At 55.0% G+C, this 21,245-nt stretch carries 32 protein-coding genes; 5 read left to right on the top strand and 27 right to left on the bottom strand.

The window, feature by feature from the left end:
- Position 1 precedes the first annotated feature (1 nt).
- From secY to rplC, 22 genes are all read right to left on the bottom strand, one after another.
- A complete protein-coding gene (gene secY / locus G392_RS0106555; RefSeq protein WP_027009604.1) occupies positions 2-1,312 on the bottom strand; it encodes a preprotein translocase subunit SecY in 1,311 nt (436 codons plus the stop codon).
- Between the two features lie 11 nt (positions 1,313-1,323).
- Positions 1,324-1,758, bottom strand: coding sequence for a 50S ribosomal protein L15 (gene rplO / locus G392_RS0106550; protein WP_027009603.1), 435 nt, complete (start codon positions 1,756-1,758; stop codon positions 1,324-1,326).
- 2 nt (positions 1,759-1,760) lie between these two features.
- Positions 1,761-1,946, bottom strand: a complete 186-nt coding sequence (gene rpmD, locus G392_RS0106545) for a 50S ribosomal protein L30 (protein ID WP_027009602.1) — start codon at positions 1,944-1,946, stop codon at positions 1,761-1,763.
- Entirely contained in the window at positions 1,939-2,457 is a 519-nt protein-coding gene (gene rpsE / locus G392_RS0106540; RefSeq protein ID WP_027009601.1) for a 30S ribosomal protein S5, read from the bottom strand. Before rpsE ends, rpmD begins: the two co-directional genes overlap by 8 nt.
- Before the next feature lie 21 nt (positions 2,458-2,478).
- The gene (gene rplR, locus G392_RS0106535; RefSeq protein ID WP_027009600.1) at positions 2,479-2,832 is read right to left on the bottom strand and encodes a 50S ribosomal protein L18; all 354 of its coding nucleotides are present in this window, start codon (positions 2,830-2,832) and stop codon (positions 2,479-2,481) included.
- 14 nt (positions 2,833-2,846) lie between these two features.
- Entirely contained in the window at positions 2,847-3,380 is a 534-nt protein-coding gene (rplF, locus tag G392_RS0106530; RefSeq protein WP_027009599.1) for a 50S ribosomal protein L6, read from the bottom strand.
- A gap of 10 nt (positions 3,381-3,390) precedes the next feature.
- Entirely contained in the window at positions 3,391-3,783 is a 393-nt protein-coding gene (rpsH, locus tag G392_RS0106525; RefSeq protein WP_027009598.1) for a 30S ribosomal protein S8, read from the bottom strand.
- A 14-nt stretch (positions 3,784-3,797) separates the two neighbouring features.
- Positions 3,798-4,103, bottom strand: a complete 306-nt coding sequence (gene rpsN, locus G392_RS0106520) for a 30S ribosomal protein S14 (protein ID WP_027009597.1) — start codon at positions 4,101-4,103, stop codon at positions 3,798-3,800.
- Between the two features lie 2 nt (positions 4,104-4,105).
- Entirely contained in the window at positions 4,106-4,645 is a 540-nt protein-coding gene (rplE, locus tag G392_RS0106515; RefSeq protein ID WP_027009596.1) for a 50S ribosomal protein L5, read from the bottom strand.
- A 2-nt stretch (positions 4,646-4,647) separates the two neighbouring features.
- A complete protein-coding gene (gene rplX / locus G392_RS0106510; protein WP_027009595.1) occupies positions 4,648-4,986 on the bottom strand; it encodes a 50S ribosomal protein L24 in 339 nt (112 codons plus the stop codon).
- A 12-nt stretch (positions 4,987-4,998) separates the two neighbouring features.
- Positions 4,999-5,367: a 50S ribosomal protein L14 gene (gene rplN / locus G392_RS0106505; RefSeq protein ID WP_003783296.1), complete on the bottom strand. Its 369-nt coding sequence runs from the start codon at positions 5,365-5,367 to the stop codon at positions 4,999-5,001.
- A gap of 218 nt (positions 5,368-5,585) precedes the next feature.
- Positions 5,586-6,371: a substrate-binding periplasmic protein gene (locus tag G392_RS0106500; protein WP_027009594.1), complete on the bottom strand. Its 786-nt coding sequence runs from the start codon at positions 6,369-6,371 to the stop codon at positions 5,586-5,588.
- Between the two features lie 212 nt (positions 6,372-6,583).
- On the bottom strand, positions 6,584-6,847 hold the full coding sequence (gene rpsQ, locus G392_RS0106495; protein ID WP_027009593.1) for a 30S ribosomal protein S17: 264 nt from the start codon (positions 6,845-6,847) through the stop codon (positions 6,584-6,586).
- A complete protein-coding gene (rpmC, locus tag G392_RS0106490; protein ID WP_027009592.1) occupies positions 6,844-7,038 on the bottom strand; it encodes a 50S ribosomal protein L29 in 195 nt (64 codons plus the stop codon). The genes rpsQ and rpmC overlap by 4 nt, the downstream gene beginning before the upstream one ends.
- Positions 7,038-7,454 carry a 50S ribosomal protein L16 gene (rplP, locus tag G392_RS0106485; RefSeq protein ID WP_027009591.1) on the bottom strand — a complete coding sequence of 139 codons (417 nt, stop codon included), beginning with the start codon at positions 7,452-7,454 and terminating at the stop codon, positions 7,038-7,040. The genes rpmC and rplP overlap by 1 nt, the downstream gene beginning before the upstream one ends.
- Positions 7,438-8,130, bottom strand: coding sequence for a 30S ribosomal protein S3 (gene rpsC / locus G392_RS0106480; RefSeq protein WP_027009590.1), 693 nt, complete (start codon positions 8,128-8,130; stop codon positions 7,438-7,440). The genes rplP and rpsC overlap by 17 nt, the downstream gene beginning before the upstream one ends.
- A gap of 9 nt (positions 8,131-8,139) precedes the next feature.
- Positions 8,140-8,469 carry a 50S ribosomal protein L22 gene (gene rplV, locus G392_RS0106475; protein ID WP_027009589.1) on the bottom strand — a complete coding sequence of 110 codons (330 nt, stop codon included), beginning with the start codon at positions 8,467-8,469 and terminating at the stop codon, positions 8,140-8,142.
- Between the two features lie 8 nt (positions 8,470-8,477).
- Complete coding sequence (gene rpsS, locus G392_RS0106470; RefSeq protein ID WP_027009588.1) at positions 8,478-8,756, bottom strand: 30S ribosomal protein S19; 279 nt, start codon at positions 8,754-8,756, stop codon at positions 8,478-8,480.
- Between the two features lie 5 nt (positions 8,757-8,761).
- A complete protein-coding gene (gene rplB / locus G392_RS0106465) occupies positions 8,762-9,595 on the bottom strand; it encodes a 50S ribosomal protein L2 (RefSeq protein ID WP_027009587.1) in 834 nt (277 codons plus the stop codon).
- A gap of 2 nt (positions 9,596-9,597) precedes the next feature.
- On the bottom strand, positions 9,598-9,912 hold the full coding sequence (rplW, locus tag G392_RS0106460; protein WP_027009586.1) for a 50S ribosomal protein L23: 315 nt from the start codon (positions 9,910-9,912) through the stop codon (positions 9,598-9,600).
- Complete coding sequence (rplD, locus tag G392_RS0106455; RefSeq protein ID WP_027009585.1) at positions 9,909-10,529, bottom strand: 50S ribosomal protein L4; 621 nt, start codon at positions 10,527-10,529, stop codon at positions 9,909-9,911. The genes rplW and rplD overlap by 4 nt, the downstream gene beginning before the upstream one ends.
- Positions 10,529-11,173 carry a 50S ribosomal protein L3 gene (rplC, locus tag G392_RS0106450; RefSeq protein WP_027009584.1) on the bottom strand — a complete coding sequence of 215 codons (645 nt, stop codon included), beginning with the start codon at positions 11,171-11,173 and terminating at the stop codon, positions 10,529-10,531. Before rplC ends, rplD begins: the two co-directional genes overlap by 1 nt.
- 198 nt (positions 11,174-11,371) lie before the next feature.
- Between rplC and orn the strand changes: the two genes are divergently transcribed.
- From orn to ykgO, 3 genes are all read left to right on the top strand, one after another.
- The gene (gene orn, locus G392_RS0106445) at positions 11,372-11,920 is read left to right on the top strand and encodes an oligoribonuclease (protein WP_027009583.1); all 549 of its coding nucleotides are present in this window, start codon (positions 11,372-11,374) and stop codon (positions 11,918-11,920) included.
- Between the two features lie 346 nt (positions 11,921-12,266).
- Positions 12,267-12,539 carry a type B 50S ribosomal protein L31 gene (locus G392_RS0106435; protein ID WP_027009582.1) on the top strand — a complete coding sequence of 91 codons (273 nt, stop codon included), beginning with the start codon at positions 12,267-12,269 and terminating at the stop codon, positions 12,537-12,539.
- A gap of 2 nt (positions 12,540-12,541) precedes the next feature.
- Entirely contained in the window at positions 12,542-12,667 is a 126-nt protein-coding gene (gene ykgO / locus G392_RS0106430) for a type B 50S ribosomal protein L36 (protein ID WP_027009581.1), read from the top strand.
- A 101-nt stretch (positions 12,668-12,768) separates the two neighbouring features.
- Here ykgO and gcvP read toward each other — a convergent pair whose 3' ends face one another.
- Genes gcvP through G392_RS0106415 form a run of 3 tightly spaced genes read right to left on the bottom strand, consistent with a single transcriptional unit; the run spans position 12,769 to position 16,647 of the window.
- Positions 12,769-15,612 (bottom strand): aminomethyl-transferring glycine dehydrogenase, encoded by a 2,844-nt coding sequence (gene gcvP / locus G392_RS0106425; RefSeq protein ID WP_027009580.1) that lies wholly within the window; start codon positions 15,610-15,612, stop codon positions 12,769-12,771.
- Between the two features lie 27 nt (positions 15,613-15,639).
- Complete coding sequence (locus tag G392_RS13045; RefSeq protein WP_051255617.1) at positions 15,640-16,101, bottom strand: hypothetical protein; 462 nt, start codon at positions 16,099-16,101, stop codon at positions 15,640-15,642.
- 3 nt (positions 16,102-16,104) lie between these two features.
- Positions 16,105-16,647, bottom strand: coding sequence for a gamma carbonic anhydrase family protein (locus G392_RS0106415; protein WP_027009579.1), 543 nt, complete (start codon positions 16,645-16,647; stop codon positions 16,105-16,107).
- An 83-nt stretch (positions 16,648-16,730) separates the two neighbouring features.
- On the opposite strand from G392_RS0106415, the gene G392_RS0106410 reads away from it, so the two are divergent.
- Positions 16,731-18,113 (top strand): MATE family efflux transporter, encoded by a 1,383-nt coding sequence (locus G392_RS0106410; protein ID WP_027009578.1) that lies wholly within the window; start codon positions 16,731-16,733, stop codon positions 18,111-18,113.
- 61 nt (positions 18,114-18,174) lie between these two features.
- Here G392_RS0106410 and zupT read toward each other — a convergent pair whose 3' ends face one another.
- Together zupT and G392_RS0106400 are read right to left on the bottom strand one after the other, a co-directional pair.
- Positions 18,175-18,981: a zinc transporter ZupT gene (zupT, locus tag G392_RS0106405; protein WP_156900834.1), complete on the bottom strand. Its 807-nt coding sequence runs from the start codon at positions 18,979-18,981 to the stop codon at positions 18,175-18,177.
- A gap of 103 nt (positions 18,982-19,084) precedes the next feature.
- The gene (locus G392_RS0106400; RefSeq protein WP_027009576.1) at positions 19,085-20,422 is read right to left on the bottom strand and encodes a sodium-dependent transporter; all 1,338 of its coding nucleotides are present in this window, start codon (positions 20,420-20,422) and stop codon (positions 19,085-19,087) included.
- Positions 20,423-20,843: 421 nt separating this feature from the next.
- Here G392_RS0106400 and G392_RS12325 point away from each other — a divergent pair.
- Positions 20,844-21,245 (top strand): GTP-binding protein (locus tag G392_RS12325; RefSeq protein ID WP_034334611.1); only part of this gene is annotated, 402 nt, incomplete at its 3' end.

Genomic DNA, 21,245 nt, shown 5'->3' with positions numbered 1-21,245 from the left:
ATCACTTACGCAAAGGTTTCACATCGGTTCGCCGAATCAGGTCTTCGTATTGCTGGCTCATGCGGTAGGAAGCGAGCTGGGTGTTGAAATCCATCGTTACCACCACCAAAATCAGCAATGAGGTGCCGCCCAAATAGAAGGGAATGCCCAAGCCTGTGGTCAGAAACTCGGGAATCAGGCAGACCACCGTAATATACAGCGCACCGTAAAAGGTCAGGCGCAACACCACATTTTCCAAATAACGCGATGTTTGCTCGCCCGGACGGATGCTGGGGACAAACGCCCCGCTCTTTTTCAGGTTTTCCGCCATTTCTTTCGGGCTGAATGCCAATGCGGTGTAAAAATAGCAGAAAAAGATGATGCTGGCAGCAAACAGGATAATGTATGCCGGTTGGCCGTGCTGCAAATAGCCTACGGCGCGGCTCACCCAGCCGGTCGGGTCGGAATTGCCCAGCCAGCCTGCCAACATGCCGGGAAACATGATGATGCTGGAGGCGAAAATCGGCGGAATCACGCCTGCCATATTCAGCTTGAACGGCATGTGCGAGCCTTGCCCCGACAATACTTGGCGTTTGGCATACTGCACCGGCACTTTGCGCAGCGCACTTTCAAAATACACCACGCCGTAAGTCAGCAGCAATGCGCCCAAAACCACGCCGATGGCGGTCAAAGGCCCCAACGCGCCCTGTGAAGTGAGCTGCCAAAGCTGGACGATGCCGGAAGGAATGCCCGACACGATGCCGGCAGTAATCAGCAGGGAAATGCCGTTGCCGATACCGCGCTCGGTGATTTGTTCGCCCAGCCACATCAGGAACATCGTTCCGCCCACCAAGCAGGTTACGGTGGAAATGAAAAACTCAAAGCGGTTAATCACCACCACGCCTTCACCGTAAACGAAGTTCGCCACCATAAAGCTTTGGGCAGTCGCCAGCAGCACCGTCCCCATACGGGTGTATTTGGTGATGATTTTGCGTCCGGCATCGCCTTCTTTTTTCAGTGCTTTCAGCGAGGGCACGATTTCCGCCGCCAATTGCATGATAATTGAGGCGGAAATGTAGGGCATGATGCCGATGGCAAACACGCTGAAACGCTCGAGCGAGCCGCCCGAAAACATATTCAGCATGCCGAAAATGCCTTTGCCGCTGCTTTCGGCAAGCCTTGCGGCAAGGGCGGCGGCGTTCACACCGGGCACGGGAACGTGCGCGCCGATGCGGAACACAATCATCGCCCCAAGCAGAAACATCAGGCGTTTACGCAAATCCGGATTCGACAACAGACCGCTTTTCGCCGATGAAGACAGTTGCTTAGCCACTTGTCGCTGCCTTATTCTTCTACTTTGCCGCCTGCGGCTTCAATGGCGGCTTTCGCGCCTTTGGTCGCTTTGATGCCTTTCAAAACAACGGCTTTGGACAATTCGCCCGAAGCAATCACTTTGACGTTTTGTGCATCGGCGGCGACCAAGCCCGCTTGTTTCAATACCAATACGTCGATTTCGTCCACCGCAACATTGTTCAGGGCAGACAAACGCACTTCGGCATTAAAAGGTGCGGTCATGGATTTGAAACCGCGTTTGGGCAGACGGCGTTGCAAAGGCATTTGACCGCCTTCAAAGCCGACTTTGTGGAAACCGCCCGCACGGCTTTTCTGACCTTTATGACCGCGACCGCCGGTTTTGCCCAAGCCGCTACCGATGCCGCGACCCACGCGGCGTTTGGCATGTGTCGCGCCTTCGGCGGGTTGAATCGTATTCAAGTACATGATTAACCTTCCACTTTCAGCAAGTAGCTGATTTTGTTTATCATACCGCGATTTTCGGGCGTATCCAGCACTTCAACGGTGTGCTCGCGGCGGCGCAAGCCCAAGCCGCGCGCGCAAGCGCGGTGCGATTCAATCGTACCAATCAGGCTGCGTACCAGCGTTACTTTGATTTTCTTTTGCTCACTCATGGTTTGCTCCGAAAATTTCCTCTACCGTCAGGCCGCGTTTGGCGGCGATTTCGGCAGGCGTGTACAGCTTGGACAAACCGTCCAAAGTGGCACGCACGATGTTGTAAGGATTGGTGGAACCGTGTACTTTGGCGGAGATGTTGTGCACGCCCAAAGCATCAAACACCAAGCGCATCGGGCCGCCGGCTTTCACGCCGCTACCTTCTTTGGCAGGCTGCATGAACACGCGGGTTGCGCCGTGTTTGCCGATGACTTCGTGATGAATGGTGCCGTTTTTCAAAGGCACCTTAATCATGGAGCGGCGGGCTTGGTCCATCGCTTTTTGCACCGCAACGGGTACTTCGCGGGATTTGCCTTTGCCCATGCCGATACGGCCATCGCCGTCGCCGACTACGGTCAGCGCGGAAAACGCCATAATGCGGCCGCCTTTAACCACTTTGGTTACGCGGTTTACGGCCACCATTTTCTCAATCAGGCCGTCGCCGCGCTCTTCTGTTTCATGTTTTGCCATATTTTTGGACTCCGAATCTGATTAGAAGCTCAAGCCGTTTTCACGCGCCGCTTCCGCCAAGGCTTTCACACGGCCGTGATACTGGAAACCGGAACGGTCAAACGCCACTTTTTCAATACCGGCGGCTTTGGCTTTTTCGGCGATGCGTTTGCCGACCACGGCAGCCGCTTCTACATTGCTGCCTGATTTCAGGCTGCCGCGCACTTCCGCCTCAACGGTGGAAGCCGATGCCAGCACTTTGTCGCCTTCGGCACTGATGACTTGGGCATAAATATGGCTGTTGCTGCGGAACACGCACAAACGAACCATTTTCAAATCTGCGATGCGGGCGCGGGTTTTACGGGCGCGGCGCAGTCTTGCAACTTTTTTATTCATGATGAGTGCCTCAATTATTTCTTCTTAGCTTCTTTCATGACCACCACTTCGCCAACGTAGCGGACACCTTTGCCTTTATACGGCTCGGGCGGACGGAAGGCGCGGATTTCGGCGGCTGCCTGACCGATAACCTGCTTGTCGGCACCGCTCAACACGATTTCGGTTTGGGTCGGGGTTTGCACACTCACACCGGCAGGCATTTCATACTCAATCGGGTGGGAAAAGCCCAAAGCCAGATTCAGCTTGTTGCCCTGCGCTTGGGCGCGGTAGCCCACGCCAATCAGTTGCAGTTTTTTCTCAAAACCTTCCGACACGCCTTTTACCATATTGGCAACCAAAGCGCGTACCGTACCGGACATGGCGCGGGCGTGTTTGCTCTCATCAGCGGCGGCAAAAGTCAAAGCACCGTCATTGAGTTCCACTTTCACCGCAGCAGTCAAAGGCAGCGACAACGCGCCGTTTTTGCCTTTAACGGTCAAAACGTCTGTTCCGAAGTTTACTTCTACGCCAGCAGGAACAGTTACTGGATTTTTCGCAACGCGAGACATCTTCGCTCCTTTAGGCAACAATACACAGCAGCTCGCCGCCGACACCGGAAGCGCGCGCCTTGCGGTCGGTCATCACGCCTTTGGACGTGCTCACCACGGCGATACCCAAACCGTTCATCACGGCGGGGATTTCGTCCGCGCCCTTGTACACGCGCAAACCGGGGCGCGACACGCGCTTGATTTGCTCGATAACAGGGCGGCCGGCATAGTATTTCAATTCAACCGACAACACGGGTTTCGCATCGGCGGACACGGAAAAATCTTCGATATAACCTTCTTCTTTCAAAACTTTGGCAATCGCGCATTTCAGTTTTGAAGAAGGCATGGCAACCGACGTTTTATTGGAACGTTGCGCGTTGCGGATGCGGGTCAGCATATCGGAAATAGGGTCGTGCATACTCATTTTTTATACTCCCATTACCAAGAGGCTTTAATCACGCCCGGGATACCGCCGCGCATGGCGATTTCACGGATTTTGATGCGGCCCAAACCGAATTTGCGGAACACGCCGCGCGGACGGCCGGTCAAAGCGCAACGGCGGCGTTGGCGCACCGGTGCGGCATTGCGCGGAATGGACTGCAATTTCAGACGGGCTTCAAAACGCGCCTCGTCAGTTGCATTCGCGTCATTGATGACGGCAAAAATCGCAGCACGTTTGGCAGCGTATTTTTTCGCCAAAGCGACACGCTTTGCTTCACGATTAATAAGTGCTTTTTTAGCCATGATTAGCCTTTAAAGGGAAACTTGAACAAGGACAGCAGCGCTTTGGCTTCTTCATCGGTTTTGGCGGTGGTGGTGATGGTGATGTTCAAACCGCGCAACGCATCGATTTTGTCGTATTCGATTTCGGGGAAGATGATTTGCTCGCGCACACCCATATTGTAGTTGCCGCTACCGTCAAACGCTTTGCCGCTCAAACCGCGAAAGTCGCGCACGCGCGGCAGGGCGATGGTTACCAAACGGTCGAGAAACTCAAACATGCGCTCGCGGCGCAGGGTCACTTTGCAGCCTACGGGATAGTTGTCGCGGATTTTGAAGCCTGCGATGGATTTACGCGCTACGGTAACCACCGGTTTTTGACCGGCGATTTTTTGCAAATCGGCAACGGCGTGTTCCATCACTTTTTTGTCGGCAACCGCTTCGCCCACACCCATGTTCAGGGTGATTTTTTCAATGCGCGGCACTTCCATAATGGATTTGTAACCGAATTGCTTCATCAATTCGGGCACCACAACATTTTGATAATGCTCTCTCAAACGTGCCATGTTTATTTACCTCGCTTGGGGGTGGGCACTTCCGCGCCGTTGGATTTGAACACGCGGACACGTTTTACTTTGCCTTCGCCTTCAACCAGCTTGATGCCGACACGGTCTGCTTTTTGGGTTTCGGGATTGAAGATGGCAACGTTGGAAATCGCCAAGGGCATGTTTTTCAAAATAATGCCGCCTTCAATACCGCGCATTTGGTTGGGTTTTTGGTGGCGTTTGGCAACGTTTACGCCGTCCACGACCACTTTGTCGCCCAATACGCGCAACACTTCGCCCTGTTTGCCTTTGTCTTTGCCGGCAATCACGACCACGCGGTCGCCTTTAATGATTTTGTTCATTATTTGCCTTTCTTACAGCACTTCGGGTGCCAGCGATACGATTTTCATAAAACGCTCGGTACGCAATTCGCGCGTTACCGGGCCGAAAATACGCGTGCCCATCGGCTCAAGTTTGTTGTTCAACAATACGGCGGCATTGTTGTCAAACTTGATTAAGGCACCGTCCGGACGGCGGATGCCTTTGGCGGTACGCACCACCACCGCATTGTATACGTCGCCTTTTTTCACGCGACCGCGCGGTGCGGCATCTTTTACCGCCACCTTGATGATGTCGCCCACGTTTGCGTAGCGACGCTTGGACCCGCCCAACACTTTGATGCACATCACGCGGCGCGCACCGGAGTTGTCAGCCACATCCAAGATGGTCTGCATTTGAATCATGTCTGTAACCTATTTATTAAAAAATCCAACTTAATCTGCCATTTTCAGGCAGCTTGGCAACGTGTTTGTTGCGGCGGCTGCCTGAAACCTTGCGGTTCGAGCAAATCAGTCTTGGCTCCGAAGGGAGAACGCTCTGTTAAAGCAGAGCCGAAAGAAGTCGGCAAGTTTAGCGCATACGCTTGGGGAAAGCAAGTTTTTTGTTTCAGGCTGCCTGAAAATCAACGTGCCAGCCATTTGTTTTTGATTTTTTCCAAAGTGCCGTCCGCTTTAATCGCCGCCAAACCCGCATTTACCTGCGCCAATAATTCCGTATCGCCCTTGCGGATTAGGAAAATAAATTGATGTTGTTGCGCTTTCGGGTCGGCACTCAAACGCAAACCTTCGTCTTTGAACTGGTTGGCATAATAGGTCAAAACCACTTGGTCGCCGTACACCACATCCGCTTTGCCGCCAACCACTGCCTTCACGCCTTCGTAAATGCTGTTAATCGGCACGATTTTAATTTCATCGGCATAAGACAGGCTGCGGATTTCGCGGTCTGCCATTGATTTGGCAAACACCGCCAACCGCTTGCCGCGCAAATCCGCCAAACCATTGACGATAATACCTTTTGCCGAAAGCAACGCGAAACGGGTATCCATATATGAGTCGCTGACTTCAAAACGGGCGGCGCGTTCGGGATTGGGATACATCGCCGCCGACAACAAATCCGCCTGCCCGCTTTCCACACTTTTGAACAACACGTCCCAAGCCGCCAGCATGGGAGAAAACTCAAAACGGATATTTTGCTTTGCCGCCACCGCCTGCAACACTTCGGTTTCAAACCCGCCCACTTCGCCTTTACTGTTGCGGATAACAAACGGCGTGTAAACATAAGAAGTTACTTTATAAGTTTTGACGGCGGCGAACGCAGGGGCAGACACTTCGGCAGCCGAATCGGTTTTGTCTTTGCCGCAAGCTGCCAGCAGCACGGCACAAGTAAGGGAAACAATTAATTTTTTCATCAAAATTCCTTTTCGGTTTGAAATGCCGCCATTGGCGGCAGTAAAATCAGCCTTTGTTCGGGCGTGGCACAACCCCGTCCGCATCAGGGCAACACATGGGGCTATGCTTTATGTTTAGCCCCGCGAGTTGAAACATCATGATTCTAAAAGACAAAAGAAGCGAAGCATTGCTTGTTGCAATTGCTTCACTTCTGTTTCAAACCAAATAACGCTTACACGGTACGCGCTTTTTCAACCAGCTCTTTGACCACCCAAGCTTTGGTTTTGGACAAGGGGCGGGATTCCTGAATCACCACCACATCACCGATACCGTATTGGTTTTGTTCGTCATGGGCATGGATTTTGGTGGAACGGCGCACGATTTTGCCATACAAGGGGTGTTTTACCTTGCGCTCAACCAGTACGGTTACCGTTTTGTCCATTTTGTCGCTCACGACTTTGCCTTGCAGGGTGCGGACAGTTTTTTCAGTACTCATTGCTTGCTGCCTTTTTCAGTAATGACCGTTTTGATGCGGGCGATGTTGCGGCGTACTTTTTTCAGTTCGCTGCTGTTGCCCAGTTGTCCGGTGGCATGCTGCATACGCAGGCTGAATTGGTGTTTCAGTTGGTCAAGCAGGTCTTTGTTCAACTGCTCCACTGATTTTTCTTTCAATTCTTTGGCTTTCATTATTTACCCACCTGTCTGGTTACAAACGTGGTTGCCACAGGCAGCTTGGCAGCCGCCAACGCAAACGCTTCACGCGCCAACGCTTCGGGAACACCATCCATTTCATACAGCACTTTGCCCGGCTGGATTTCGGCAACATAGTATTCTACCGAACCTTTGCCGCCGCCCATACGCACCTGAATCGGTTTTTCGGTAATGGGTTTGTCGGGGAAAACGCGAATCCAAATACGGCCGCCGCGTTTGATGTGGCGGGTCATGGCACGACGCGCCGCCTCAATCTGACGCGCGGTCAAACGGCCGCGACCGACCGCTTTCAAACCGAAATCGCCAAAGGCAACGGTATTGCCGCGCGTGGCGATACCGGTATTACGGCCTTTGTGCTGTTTGCGGTATTTCATTCTAGTTGGTTGCAGCATGACGACCACCCTTTCTACGACGGTTTTCTTGCTCGGGTTTGGCTTGAACCTGACCGGCCTCGCCCTTGTACACCCAAACTTTCAGGCCAATCACACCGTAAGTGGTGTGGGCTTCGCTGGTTGCATAATCCACATCGGCACGCAAAGTGTGCAAAGGCACACGGCCTTCGCGGTACCATTCGCTACGCGCGATGTCCGCACCGTTCAAACGGCCGGAAGTCATGATTTTGATGCCTTTGGCACCAGAGCGCATGGCGTTTTGCATGGCGCGTTTCATGGCACGGCGGAACTGCACGCGTTTTTCAAGCTGCTGGGCGATGCCGTCTGCAACGATTTGCGCGTCCAATTCGGGTTTGCGGATTTCTTCGATGTTCACGTGAACGGAAACGCCCATCAGCTTTTCCAATTCGCGTTTCAACACTTCGATGTCTTCGCCTTTTTTGCCGATGACCACACCCGGACGGGCGGAATGAATGGTAATGCGGGCGGATTTTGCCGGACGCTCAATCACCACGCGACCGACCGATGCGTTTGCCAAACGTTTGCGCAAATATTCGCGAACATCGATGTCTTGTTTCAAAACGGCTGCAAAATCATTGCTTTTGGCAAACCATTTTGACGACCAATCTTTATTTACAGCCAGGCGGAAGCCAACCGGATGAATTTTTTGTCCCATTGTTGTTCCTTAATTGCCCACTGTCACATTGATATGACAAGTTTGTTTCTCAATACGGTTGCCGCGACCTTTGGCACGGGCTTGAAAGCGTTTCAGGCTGGGGCCTTTGTCCACAAACACGGTAACCACTTTCAGCTCGTCAATGTCGGCGCCTTCGTTGTGCTCGGCGTTGGCAATGGCCGATTCCAGCACTTTTTTCAGCAGTTCCGCGCCTTTTTTCGGGCTGAATGCCAAAATGTCCAACGCTTGGGCAACGTCTTTGCCGCGAATCAAATCTGCAACCAAACGGGCTTTTTGTGCAGAGATACGGGCATTTTTATGTTGTGCAGATACTCTCATGCTTCACCTTATTTCTTCTTGGCCTTTTTATCGGCCAAATGACCTTTGAAGGTACGGGTCAGTGAGAACTCGCCCAATTTGTGTCCGACCATATTGTCGCTGATGAACACGGGTACGTGGGTACGACCGTTGTATACGGCGATGGTCAAACCGATAAAGTCGGGCAGAATGGTAGAGCGGCGCGACCAAGTCTTAATCGGACGCTTGTCGTTGTTGGCGCGTGCCGCATCAACTTTTTTCAACAAATGCAGGTCTACGTATGGACCTTTTTTCAGTGAACGAGCCATATCAATTAACCTTTATTTGAGTAACGGCGGCGGACAATCATATTATCCGTACGTTTGTTGTTGCGGGTGCGGTAGCCTTTGGACGGCGTACCCCACGGGCTGACGGGTTCGCGCGCTTCGCCGGTACGGCCTTCGCCACCGCCGTGCGGGTGGTCTACGGGGTTCATCACCACGCCGCGAACGGTCGGGCGGATACCGCGCCAACGGTTGGCACCGGCTTTACCGATTTTCTTCAGGCTTTGCTCTTCGTTGCCCACTTCGCCGACTGTGGCGCGGCAATCGATGTGGATGCGGCGCACTTCGCCGGAACGCAAACGCACTTGCGCGTACGCGCCTTCTTTTGCCAGCAGCACGGCAGACGCACCGGCAGAGCGGGCGATTTGCGCGCCTTTGCCCGGTTTCATCTCGATGCAGTGAATGGTGGTACCAACGGGAATGTTGCGAATCGGCAGGGTGTTGCCGGTTTTAATCGCCGCTTCCGAACCGGAAACCAAGACCGCACCGGCTTTGATGCCGCGCGGGGCGATGATGTAGCGGCGTTCGCCGTCCGCGTAGCACAGCAAAGCGATGTGGGCGGTACGGTTGGGGTCGTACTCGATGCGTTCCACTTTGGCGGGAATGCCGTCTTTGTTGCGCTTGAAGTCAATCACGCGGTAGTGGTGTTTGTGGCCGCCGCCTTTATGACGGGTGGTGATGTGGCCGTTGTTGTTGCGGCCGGCGGTGGAATGTTTCTTTTCCAGCAGGGGCGCGTAGGGTGCGCCTTTGTGCAGACCTTCGGTAACGACACGCACCATGCCGCGACGGCCGGCGGAAGTCGGTTTCATTTTTACGATAGCCATGCTTACTCCTTATCCGCAGTAGCGGCTGCGGCTTCCAAATCCAGCTCCTGACCGGCAGCGAGGCTGACATAGGCTTTTTTCACATCGCTGCGGCGACCGAGCGTGCGACCGAAACGTTTCACCTTGCCTTTGGTGGTGGTGGTGGTAACCGAAGCGACTTCCACACCGAACAGCAGTTCAACCGCCGCTTTGATTTCGGGCTTGCTGGCATCAGACAGCACTTTGAAAGCCATTTGGTTGCGTTTTTCGGCCAGCAGATTGCTTTTTTCCGACACGATGGGTGCCAGAATGACTTTCATCAGGCGTTGTTGGTTCATACCCATTGCTCCTCCAACTGTGCGACCGCGTCTTTAGTCAGCACGACTTTTTTGTAGCGCAGCAGGCTGTAGGGGTCGGCTTGCGTGGCTTCCAAAACCAGCACGTTCGGCAGGTTGCGTGAAGACAGATAAACGTTTTCGTCCAACTGCTTGGTAACAAACAGCACATTTTCCATACCCAAGTTTTTCACCTGTTCGGCAAACGCTTTGGTTTTGGGCGTGGCGGCGGACAACTCTTCCACCACAAACAAACGCTCATCGCGCACCAGTTGCGACAAAATCGCCGCCATACCGGCACGGTACATTTTGCGGTTTACCTTTTGGGTAAAGTTTTCATCGGGTTTGTTCGGGAATGCGCGGCCGCCTTTGCGCCACAGGGGGGACGAAGTCATACCGGAACGGGCGCGGCCGGTGCCTTTTTGACGCCACGGTTTTTTGGTGGAATGCTTCACTTCGGCGCGGGTTTTCTGGGCGCGGTTGCCGGAACGGGCGTTGGCCAGATACGCGGTAACCAGTTGGTGCACCAAGGCTTCGTTGTATTCGCGGGCGAACAGGGCATCGGAAGCGTTCACGCTGCCTGAAACCTGACCGTTCGCATCAATCAATTTCAATTCCATTACGCACCTACTTTCACGGCATGACGGACAACCACATTGCTGTTTACCGCGCCGGGAACGGCGCCTTTGACCAACAGCAGATTGCGCTCGGCATCAACGCGCACGATTTCCAGATTTTGCACGGTGGATTTGGTATTGCCGTATTGGCCGGCCATGCGCTTGCCCGGAAACACGCGGCCGGGGTCTTGCGCCATACCGATGGAACCCGGCACGCGGTGCGAGCGCGAGTTACCGTGGGACGTGCGTTGTGCGCCGAAGTTGTGGCGTTTGATGGTACCGGAGAAACCTTTACCTTTGGAGGTGCCGGTTACGTCCACCAACTGCCCCGCTTCAAAGATGGCAACGGTTACTTCGTCGCCCGCTTTCAATTCGGCGGCTTTTTCTGCGGAAACGGCAAATTCGTGCAAACCGCGACCGGCTTCCACGCCTGCTTTGGCAAAGTGTCCGGCTTCGGCTTGATTGACACGGTTGGCCTTTTTCCGACCGAAGGTAACTTGCACGGCGTTGTAGCCGTCAGTGGCTTCGGATTTGATTTGGGTAACGCGGTTGGCGGTCAATTCCAGCACGGTTACGGGGATGGAAGCACCCTGTTCCGTAAACACGCGGGTCATGCCGACTTTGCGTCCAACCAGACCTAAAGTCATGATTTTTTCCTTGTATAACAAAGGGGTCGGCTGCGATTGGCCGACCTGTGGCAAAAAATAATGCTTGGCGTAACGCCAAGCCCGTTAATATAACACAGTTTTTCCAAAGGTTTCAAGCAAAAATTGCCGATTCCGGCACAAATGCCACCCCTTCCACTATAATCCCTCCTTACAAACACCCGTTCAGGAACGCACAACATGAAATCCCCCCACAACCTTTGCTGGCTCGACATGGAAATGACGGGTCTGAACCCCGACACCGACAAAATCATCGAAATCGCCATGATTATTACCGACAGCGATTTGAACGTGCTGGCACAATCGCCCGTGTATGCCGTCCACCAAAGCGATGACATTTTGAACGCGATGGACAAATGGTGCACCGACACCCACACCCGCACCGGCTTGGTGGAACGCGTGCGCCAATCCACATTTACCGAAGCGCAGGTCGAACAGGCATTGCTCGACTTTATGGCACAATGGCTGCCGAAAAACAGCACCCCCATGTGCGGCAACACCATTCATCAAGACCGCCGCTTCATGGTGCGCCACATGCCCGCGCTGGAAGCCTATTTCCACTACCGCAATTTGGACGTTTCCACCCTGAAAGAGCTTGCCAAACGCTGGCACCCCGCTGTGCATCGCGGCGTGGTCAAAAAAGGCGCGCACAAGGCTTTGGACGATATTCTGGAAAGCATTGAAGAATTAAAATATTACCGCCGACACTTGTTTAAGCTGCCCGATTAAGGCATGTCGTCAATTAAACTTTCCTACCGTCAATCAGCACAATACAAAAACGCCGTCATTCCCGCGAATGTGGGAATCCACTGCCTGATGTTTGTGAAGCGATGTTTTATCAATGCTTTTTGAAATTTGTTTTGGCTTCCCGCCTGCGCGGAAATGACGGTGCGGTGTTTTTACAGCAGTTTGTCGGGAAAACCCCGCACCGACTGCCATATAGCGGGCGCGGATTTTGGCTGAAAATACCGCCGCATAAGCCAATCACGGCACGCCCCGATGCCGCAAGGGCTTGCGGGCGCACGAAAACTGTTATATTATCGTAACTTTTACCGAATTTTAAGGAAGTTTCCCAATGAAAGCAGGCATCCACCCTGAAAATTACCGTACCGTGCTGTTTTACGACAGCAGTGCGGAAACCGGCTGGCTGATTCGCTCCTGTGCGCCGACCAACCGCACCATGAAATGGACGGATGGCGAAGAATACCCCGCATTTATGTTGGATACGTCTTCGGCTTCCCACCCTGTTTACACCGGCAAACAGCGCGAACACAATAAAGAAGGTCGCGCCAGCCAATTCAACCAACGTTATGCGGGCATGATGGGCGCGCTGAAAAAAGGAAAATAATCATGCAAATACTCTCTTCACTCAAAGCAGCCAAACAACGCCACCGCGATTGCCAAGTGGTACGCCGCAAAGGCAAGGTGTATGTGATTTGCAAATCCAATCCGCGTTTTAAAGCGCGTCAGCGTTGAAGCAGAATCCCCGAATGTTTTGATTCGGGGATTTTTTATTGCCCAAGCAAGGCGCAAGCGCGCTGCCCGAACCGCAAACAGTTCGGGCAGCCGTAGCTTAATCAGTCATCATACGCAGACATCGGCGGGCAGGAGCAAACCAAATTGCGGTCGCCGTAAACATCGTCCACGCGCTTGACGCTCGGCCAGAATTTGTTTTCGCGCACATAGGGGAGCGGAAACACGGCTTCTTCGCGGCTGTAGGGGTGCGTCCATTCGGCGGCGGTGATGTCGGCGGCGGTGTGGGGCGCATTGACGAGCGGGTTGTCGTCTTGCGGCCACACGCCATTTTGTACTTTCAATGCTTCCTGCTTGATGGCTTTGAGTGCGGCGATGAAACGGTCGAGTTCTGCCTTGCTTTCGCTTTCGGTCGGCTCAATCATCAGCGTCCCCGCAACGGGAAAGGACACGGTGGGCGCGTGAAAGCCGTAGTCCATCAGGCGTTTGGCAATGTCGGTTTCGGTGATGCCGCTTGCCGCTTTCAGGGGGCGCAAATCCACGATGCATTCGTGCGCCACGCGTCCGTTTTTGCCGGTGTACAAAATCGGATAGTCTTCCGCCAACTGCTTGGCAACGTAGTTGGCGTTCAGCAATGCCCAACGGGTTGCCTGTTCCATGCCCTGTTTGCCCATCATGGTGATGTACATCCACGTAATCGGCAAAATGCCGGCAGAGCCGTAGGGGGCGGCGGAAACCGCGCTCATGCCTTCGCTTGCGCCGCAAACGGACACCACGCTGTGATTGGGTACAAACGGGGCAAGGTGCGCTTTCAAGCCGATGGGCCCCATGCCCGGCCCGCCGCCGCCGTGCGGAATGCAAAACGTTTTGTGCAAATTCATGTGCAACACGTCCGCGCCCACTTCCGCAGGCTGCATGATGCCGATTTGCGCGTTCATGTTCGCCCCGTCCATATACACCTGCCCGCCGTGTTCGTGCACGATGCGGCAAATGTCGCGAATGCCTTCTTCATACACGCCGTGCGTAGACGGATACGTAATCATCAACGCGCCCAAATTGGCGTGATGCGCTTGGGCTTTCGCCTGCAAATCGGCAACGTCCACATTGCCCTTATCGTCCGTTTTCACCACCACCACATTCATGCCCAACATTTGCGCGGTGGCGGGATTGGTGCCGTGCGCCGATTGCGGAATCAGGCACACATTGCGTTCGGGCTGACCGTTGGCTTCGTGGTAGCGGCGAATCGCCAGCAAACCCGTGTATTCGCCCTGCGCGCCCGAATTGGGTTGCAGGCAAATGGCGTCAAAACCCGTAATGGCTTTGAGCTGTTGCGTCAAATCGCGCAGCAGTTGCGCGTAGCCCTGCACCTGTCCGCGCGGGGCAAACGGGTGGATGTCGGCAAATTCCGCCCATGTAACGGGCAACATTTCGGCGGTGGCATTGAGCTTCATGGTGCAGCTTCCCAGCGAAATCATGCTGCGGTTCATTGCCAAGTCGCGCTCTTCCAGTTTTTTCAGATAGCGCAACATTTCGTGTTCGGTGTGGTAGCGGTTGAACACTTCGTGGGTCAAGATGGCATCTTGGCGCAGCAGGGCATCGGGCAGGACGGAAGCGGCGCGGTCGGGCAAAGCGTGCGCCGTGCCGGTAAACAAGCGGGTCAGGTCGGCAAAATCTTCGGCAGACGATTGTTCGTGAAACGCCACCGCCAACACCGTTTCACCGACTTGGCGCAGGTTGTAGCCCGCGTCCGAAGCGGCTTGGTAAACGGCTTGGGCATCAGCGCCGCAATCCACGGCAACGGTGTCGAAAAACACGGGATGAACCACGCTGCGGCTGCCCGCCACCGCGTCCGCAAAAGCGGCGGCAAGCGCGTGAATGCGGGTGGCGATGCGCTTGACCCCTGCGGGCCCGTGATAAACGGCGTACATGCCCGCCAAGTTTGCCAACAGTGCCTGCGCGGTGCAGATGTTGGACGTGGCTTTTTCGCGGCGGATGTGCTGTTCGCGGGTAGACAGTGCCATGCGCAGCGCGGGTTTGCCCGCCGCGTCTTTCGACACGCCGATGATGCGTCCGGGCGATGAGCGTTTGAATGCGTCTTTAAAGGCGAAATAAGCGGCGTGCGGCCCGCCGAAGCCCATCGGCACGCCGAAACGCTGAGTGTTGCCCAAGGCGATGTCCGCGCCCAGTTCGGCAGGGGATTTGAGCAGCACCAAGCTCATTACGTCTGCCGCCACCGCCACCACTGCGCCTTTGGCTTTGACGGCGGCAACCGTGTCTGCCAAATCCGCCACGTCGCCGTCTTTGCCGACATATTGGAACAGTGCGCCGAAAAATTCGCCCTGCGCGGCAAGGTCGAAACCGCCCACCACCAGCTCGAAACCGAAATATTTGGCGCGGGTTTTCATCACGTCCAGCGTTTGCGGGAACACGCGCTCATCAACAAAAAATTGATTGGATTTGGCTTTGCTCACGCGCTTTGCCATTGCCATCGCTTCGGCGGCGGCGGTGGCTTCGTCCAACAGCGATGCGCCCGCCACGTCCAAGCCGGTCAGGTCGATGCACATTTGCTGGAAGTTGAGCAGGGCTTGCAAACGCCCTTGTGCGATTTCCGCCTGATAAGGGGTGTAAGCGGTGTACCAACCGGGGTTTTCCAACACATTGCGCAAAATCACGTTGGGCAGACGGGTGGGGTAGTAGCCCAAGCCGATGTAGCTTTTATTGACTTGGTTTTTGGCGGCAACGGCTTTCAGTTTTGCCAAGGCATCGGCTTCGCTCAAGGCTTCGGGCAAGTCCAATTCGGACGGCATGCGCACGCTTTGCGGCACGGTGTTGTCGATGAAGCCGTCCATATCGCGCTCGCCCAAAGCCGCCAGCAAGGCGGATTCGTCTGCAAAGCTGATGTGGCGCGAGGCAAATTCATGGTGGTGGAACAGGTCGTTGAAGGTCATGTTTTGTCCTTTGTACAGAAAACGGGATTATTTCAAGCGAATCAGCTTGCCATTTTTTTCAAGAAAATATACGGTTTGGCAAATGCCGGTGGAAGAATGGGGAATATACAATTCATGACCGCCGCGCACTTCCAACAAACGGCTGTCGGGACGCATTCGGACGTATCCGTACGTACCGTCCGCACACCCATAGTCGGGATTGACGATTAAGTCAAACTCATATGGCTTGCCGGTTGCCACATTTAAAAAACGATGATCAAAACACGCCACGCCACAACCTATTACCGTATAAGTATATTTGCCCGCAAAGGCAATGGGTGCCTGACGCATTTTGCGGTAGGTGGTGCGGTAAAGTCTGGTTTCGGGATTTTTCTGCAAATGGCGTTTGCCGGTGTATATTTTGACCGGATAATCGGCAAATTTGGGCGCGGCAATCGCGCCGGCAGAACAAACGGCAAAAACCGTTATCAAAAGTCCTTTGATGTTCATGGTTCAAGCCTCCGGCGCGGCGCGGTTGTAATGCCCCGCCAAATACACATAATGCGCCGCCGAATAACGCAAAAACGCCAATTCTTCTTCGGTGAGCGGGCGCACTTCGCGCACGGGCGCACCGATGTAGAGCCAGCCGCTTTGCAAGCGTTTGCGCGGCGGCACAAGGCTGCCTGCGCCAATCATCACATCGTCTTCAATCACGGCATCGTCCAACACGGTCGTCCCCATGCCGACCAACACGCGGTTGCCCACCGTGCAGCCGTGCAATACGGCACGATGCCCCACCGTAACGTCGTCGCCGATGATTAAAGGCGAGCCTTCGGGTTTGGCTTCGGTTTTGTGGGAAACGTGCAGCACCGACAAGTCTTGAATGTTGCTGCGTTTGCCGATGCGGATGAAATTCACGTCGCCGCGAATCACCGCGCCGGGCCACACCGATGCTTGGGCGTCTGCCGCCACATCGCCAATCACGACCGCACTTTCGTCAATGTAGCAGCCGTCGCTGATTTGCGGGAAAGTATTGAGATAAGAACGCAATGCCATGGTTTACCGCCTGATGGTTTCAAAGCGGCATATCATAACAAATTTTGTTACAATCCAGCGTTTTTTTCGGAACGGGGACAAATATGTGGTTTGATTTGAACCGTTATTCCCGCCGCGCCTTTGCCAAAGAAGCCCGCCGTCTGCTGCAATTGGCACTGCCGATGATGTCGGCGCAAATTGCGGCGGTGGGCGTGGGCGTGGTGGATACGGCGATGGCGGGCGGCGCGGGCAAAAACGACCTGACGGCAGTGGCACTGGGCGCATCGGTATTTGTTACCGTATTCGTTACCTTCTTGGGCGTGATGAACGCGCTCAACCCCATCATCGCCCAACTGTACGGCGCGGGCAAACGCGAAGCGGTCGGCGAAACGGGACGGCAGGGCTTGTGGTTCGGCGCCATACTGGGCATGGCGGGCATGCTGTCCGTCATGCTGCTGATTGCCCCCCTGCAACGCTATTTGGACATGCACGCCGACGTGGAAACCATGCTCGGCGATTATTTGTTCTACGTTGCCCTCGCCCTGCCCGCCGCCATGCTCTACCGCGCCCTCTACGCCTACGCCTCCAGCTTGGGCAAAACACAGGCGATTATGTGGATAAGCTGGGCGGCACTGCTGCTGAACATTCCCTTCAACTACATTTTCGTTTACGGCAAGCTCGGCATCGCCGCCATGGGCGGCGCCGGCTGCGGCTTGGCAACCGCGCTGGTGTTTTGGTTCAACGCGGCGGCACTGGGCGCATACGTTGCCAAAAACCGCTTTTTCGCCCCGTTCGGACTGACGGCGCGTTTTTCCCGCCCCGACCCCGCCGTATTGAAACATATCTGGCAACTGGGCTGGCCCATCGGCTTATCCTACTTTTTGGAAGTGAGCCTGTTCAGCTTCGTGGTGTGGCTGATTGCCGACTTGGGCGCAGACACCGTTGCCGCCCAACAAATCACCCTCAACATCGGCAGCATCACCTACATGATACCCTCCGCCATCGGCGCGGCAGCCACCGTACGCGTGGGCTACTGCGTGGGCTTGCGCCAATTTGCGCGGGCAAAATACGTTTCCGGCGTGGCGCTGCTGCTGTCGGCGGCATCGGCACTGCTGTGCATGCTGCTGCTCATCTTGTTCCGCGACTTCTGGGCGCAACGCTACACCAACGATACAGACGTATTGGCGATTGCCGGACAACTGCTGATACTGTGCGCCGTCATGCAGTTGTTCGACTTCACCCAATGCGTTGCCTCCTACGCCCTGCGCGGCTACAAAATCACCCGGCTGCCCATGCTGATTCACGCCATCACCTTTTGGGGACTGGGACTGCTGCCCGGCTACTGGCTCGCCTACGGCGCACCCGCCATGGGCATTTACGGCTTTTGGACGGCACTGCTGCTGTCGCTCGGCACGGCGGCGGCACTACTCATCGGATACCTGCACCGTTGCAGCACATGGCTGGCACGCAGCCCGCGCCACTGCTGAAAGCCCGCCGCAAAAACACCGTGCGCCCGACAACACGCGGGCGCACGGCACATATCCGCCATTAAAAATTAAACAACACCAAACTCAAAGCCATCACCGCCATACCGATACACAAACCATACACAGGCTCATGCCCCGTAGAATAACGCTTCGCGGCGGGCAACAGCTCGTCCAGCGACAAAAACACCATCACCCCCGAAATAATCCCGAACACCGTACCGAACACCATCGGCGACAAAAACGGCTGCAACACCGCATAGCCCAACAACGCCCCCAAAGGCTCCGCCAAACCCGAAGCCAAACACGCCAAAATCGTCAAACCCTTCTTGCGCGTGGCAAAATACACGGGCGCGGCAATCGAAATGCCTTCGGGAATATTGTGAATCGCAATCGCCAGTGCCAAAGGCAAACCGATGGTCGGGCTTTCGAGCGTGGCAAAAAACGTTGCCAAACCTTCGGGAAAATTGTGCGCGGTAATCGCCAGCGCCGCCATAATTCCCACCCGCGCCACCGCATTGCGGTTTTTCTCATGAAACATCGGGTCTTGCGGGTCGAGCGTTTCGTGCGGGTTGGGCACGAAATAATCAATCAGCACCGTCAGCATCAGCCCCGCCAAAAATGCCAAAGTCGCATACGCCATGCCGTGTTTGTCGCCCGCCGCTTCGGCAAACGCTTCGGTGGATTTGGTCAAAATCTCCGTCAGCGACACATACACCATCGCCCCGCCCGCAAATGCCAAGCCGAAAGCGAGAATGCGCGGATTGGGCGTTTTGGAAAAAAACACCAACGCGCTGCCCAATACCGTTGCCAAACCTGCGGCAACGGTAATCCCAAACGCCGTCATGACGTTGTAACTGAACCATTCCATGATGAAAAGGACACCTTTTGTGATAACCTGAAAAAGTGTAAGGTTATCACAATTCTCCCGCCCCGCACAACTAAATGATAATGAAAATCATATGCGATTGGTTTTATTTGTTCAAGGTATGCCAAAATACCAGCAAAATCGCCGCAGGGGCAAGCCAGCGCAAGGCAAGATACCACGCGCCGAGCAGCTTTTCCGGCACGCTGCTGCCTTCGCGCATGTGCGCCAGCACGGTTTCACGCGGCTGCGCCCAGCCGACAAACGCTGCCGTTGCCAATGCGCCCAAGGGTATCATCCACGAGGTAATCAGGTAATCCCACAGGTCGAACACGGTTTTGCCCATGATTTTCCATTCGCCCAACACGCCGAATGAAAGTGCGGACGGAATGCCCACCAGCAAGATGGCAAGGGCGGTGAGCAGGGTGGTTTTGCGGCGTTTGCTTTCGTTGCCGCGAATCAGTGCCGCCACCACCGTTTCCAGCATGGCAAAGGCGGAAGTGAGGGTGGCAAAGGCAATCAGCACCATAAATACGGCAAACAGGGCGGTGCCGAACGGGATTTTTTGGAATACTTCGGGCAGGACGATGAAAATCAGTCCGGGCCCGGCATCGGGCTTCATGCCGAAGGCGAACACGGCGGGGAAAATCACCAGCCCCGCCAGCAGCGATACCAGCATGTTCAGCCACATGACGCTGTTGGCGGAGCGGAACAGGTCTTGTTTGTTGTCGAGATAGGCGGCGTAGGTGAGCATGGCGGACACGCCCAAGCTCAAGGCGAAAAAGGCTTGCCCCAAGGCGGTGAGCAGGGTTTCGCTGCCAATTTTGCCAAAATCGGGGGCAAGCAGAAAGGAAACGCCCGCCATTGCGCCGGGCAGGGTCAGCGAGCGCACCGCTAACAGCAAAAACATGACAAACAGCAGGGGCATCAGGTAGCGGCTGGCGCGTTCGATGCCCTGCGAAATGCCGTTTTGCACCACGGCGGCGGTAATCAGCATAAACAGCAGTTGCCACACCACCGCAGGAAGCGGCTCGGCAATGGTTTTGCCGAACAATTCGCCAAAATCCGCGCCCGCGTACACGTTGCCGCCAAAGGCGTGCCACACATACGCCAACACCCAGCCGCCGACCACACTGTAAAACGACAGCAGCAGAAAACACGCCGCCACGCCCGCCATGCCCACCGCTTTCCATGCGGGGGTCCGGGGGGCGAGTGCGCCGAAAGCGTCTAGGGCATTGCGTTGCGATTTGCGCCCGACATAAAATTCCGCCAGCAAGACGGGCAAACCAATCAGCAGGGTAAACACCAAAAAAATCAAGAAAAAAACCGCACCGCCGTTGTTGCCTGCGGTGTAGGGAAATTTCCAAATCGCGCCCAAGCCGATGGCAGAACCCGCCGCCGACAATACGAAGCCGATTTTGGACGACCAATGTGCCTGTTGTGCCATGCCGTGTTTCCAAAAGCAAAAGTGCGATTATAAAGGATTGTTGCGCCCCAAATGCTTTTTTACGGGAAAACCCCGCAAGCCTTGCCGATAAAAAGCACAAAATGGCAAGATGCTGTGTTTGCACCCCACAAGTCGGCACGCTTGGCGTGTATCGGCACACAAGTAGGGCACGGGGCGGCGCAATCGGCAACAAAATGCCCTGCGCGGCAAGCCCTGCCCGCAGATGCGCCGATGCCGTTAAAATGAACTGATTTTCATACATAAATATCAAACCTGCCAAGCAGCATTTGATTTTTTCCGCAAAACATCTATAATGGGCAGGTTAAACACGGGGCGTTTGCCGCCCCGCCCTTATTCCGAACGGTCTTGCAAAAGACCTCTGTTTTTGTTCTTTTAACCTGCTCTTTTAAGGAATTGCCTCATGGCTAAAGAAAAGTTTGAACGCAGCAAACCGCACGTAAACGTCGGCACCATCGGTCACGTTGACCATGGTAAAACCACCCTCACCGCCGCCCTGACCACCATCTTGGCGGAAAAATTCGGCGGTCAAGCACGCGCCTACGACCAAATCGACAACGCCCCCGAAGAAAAAGCGCGCGGCATCACCATCAACACCGCCCACGTGGAATACGAAACCGAAGGCCGCCACTACGCACACGTCGATTGCCCCGGCCACGCCGACTACGTGAAAAACATGATTACCGGTGCCGCCCAAATGGACGGCGCGATTCTGGTTTGCTCCGCCGCAGACGGCCCCATGCCGCAAACCCGCGAACACATCCTGCTGGCACGCCAAGTGGGCGTTCCCTACATCATCGTCTTC

Origin of the sequence: Conchiformibius kuhniae DSM 17694 (assembly GCF_000428785.1) — a bacterium.
Classification (GTDB): Bacteria; Pseudomonadota; Gammaproteobacteria; order Burkholderiales; family Neisseriaceae; genus Conchiformibius; species Conchiformibius kuhniae.
Note: the sequence above shows the minus strand (reverse complement) of the source record. Positions and strands in the feature narration are given on the sequence as shown.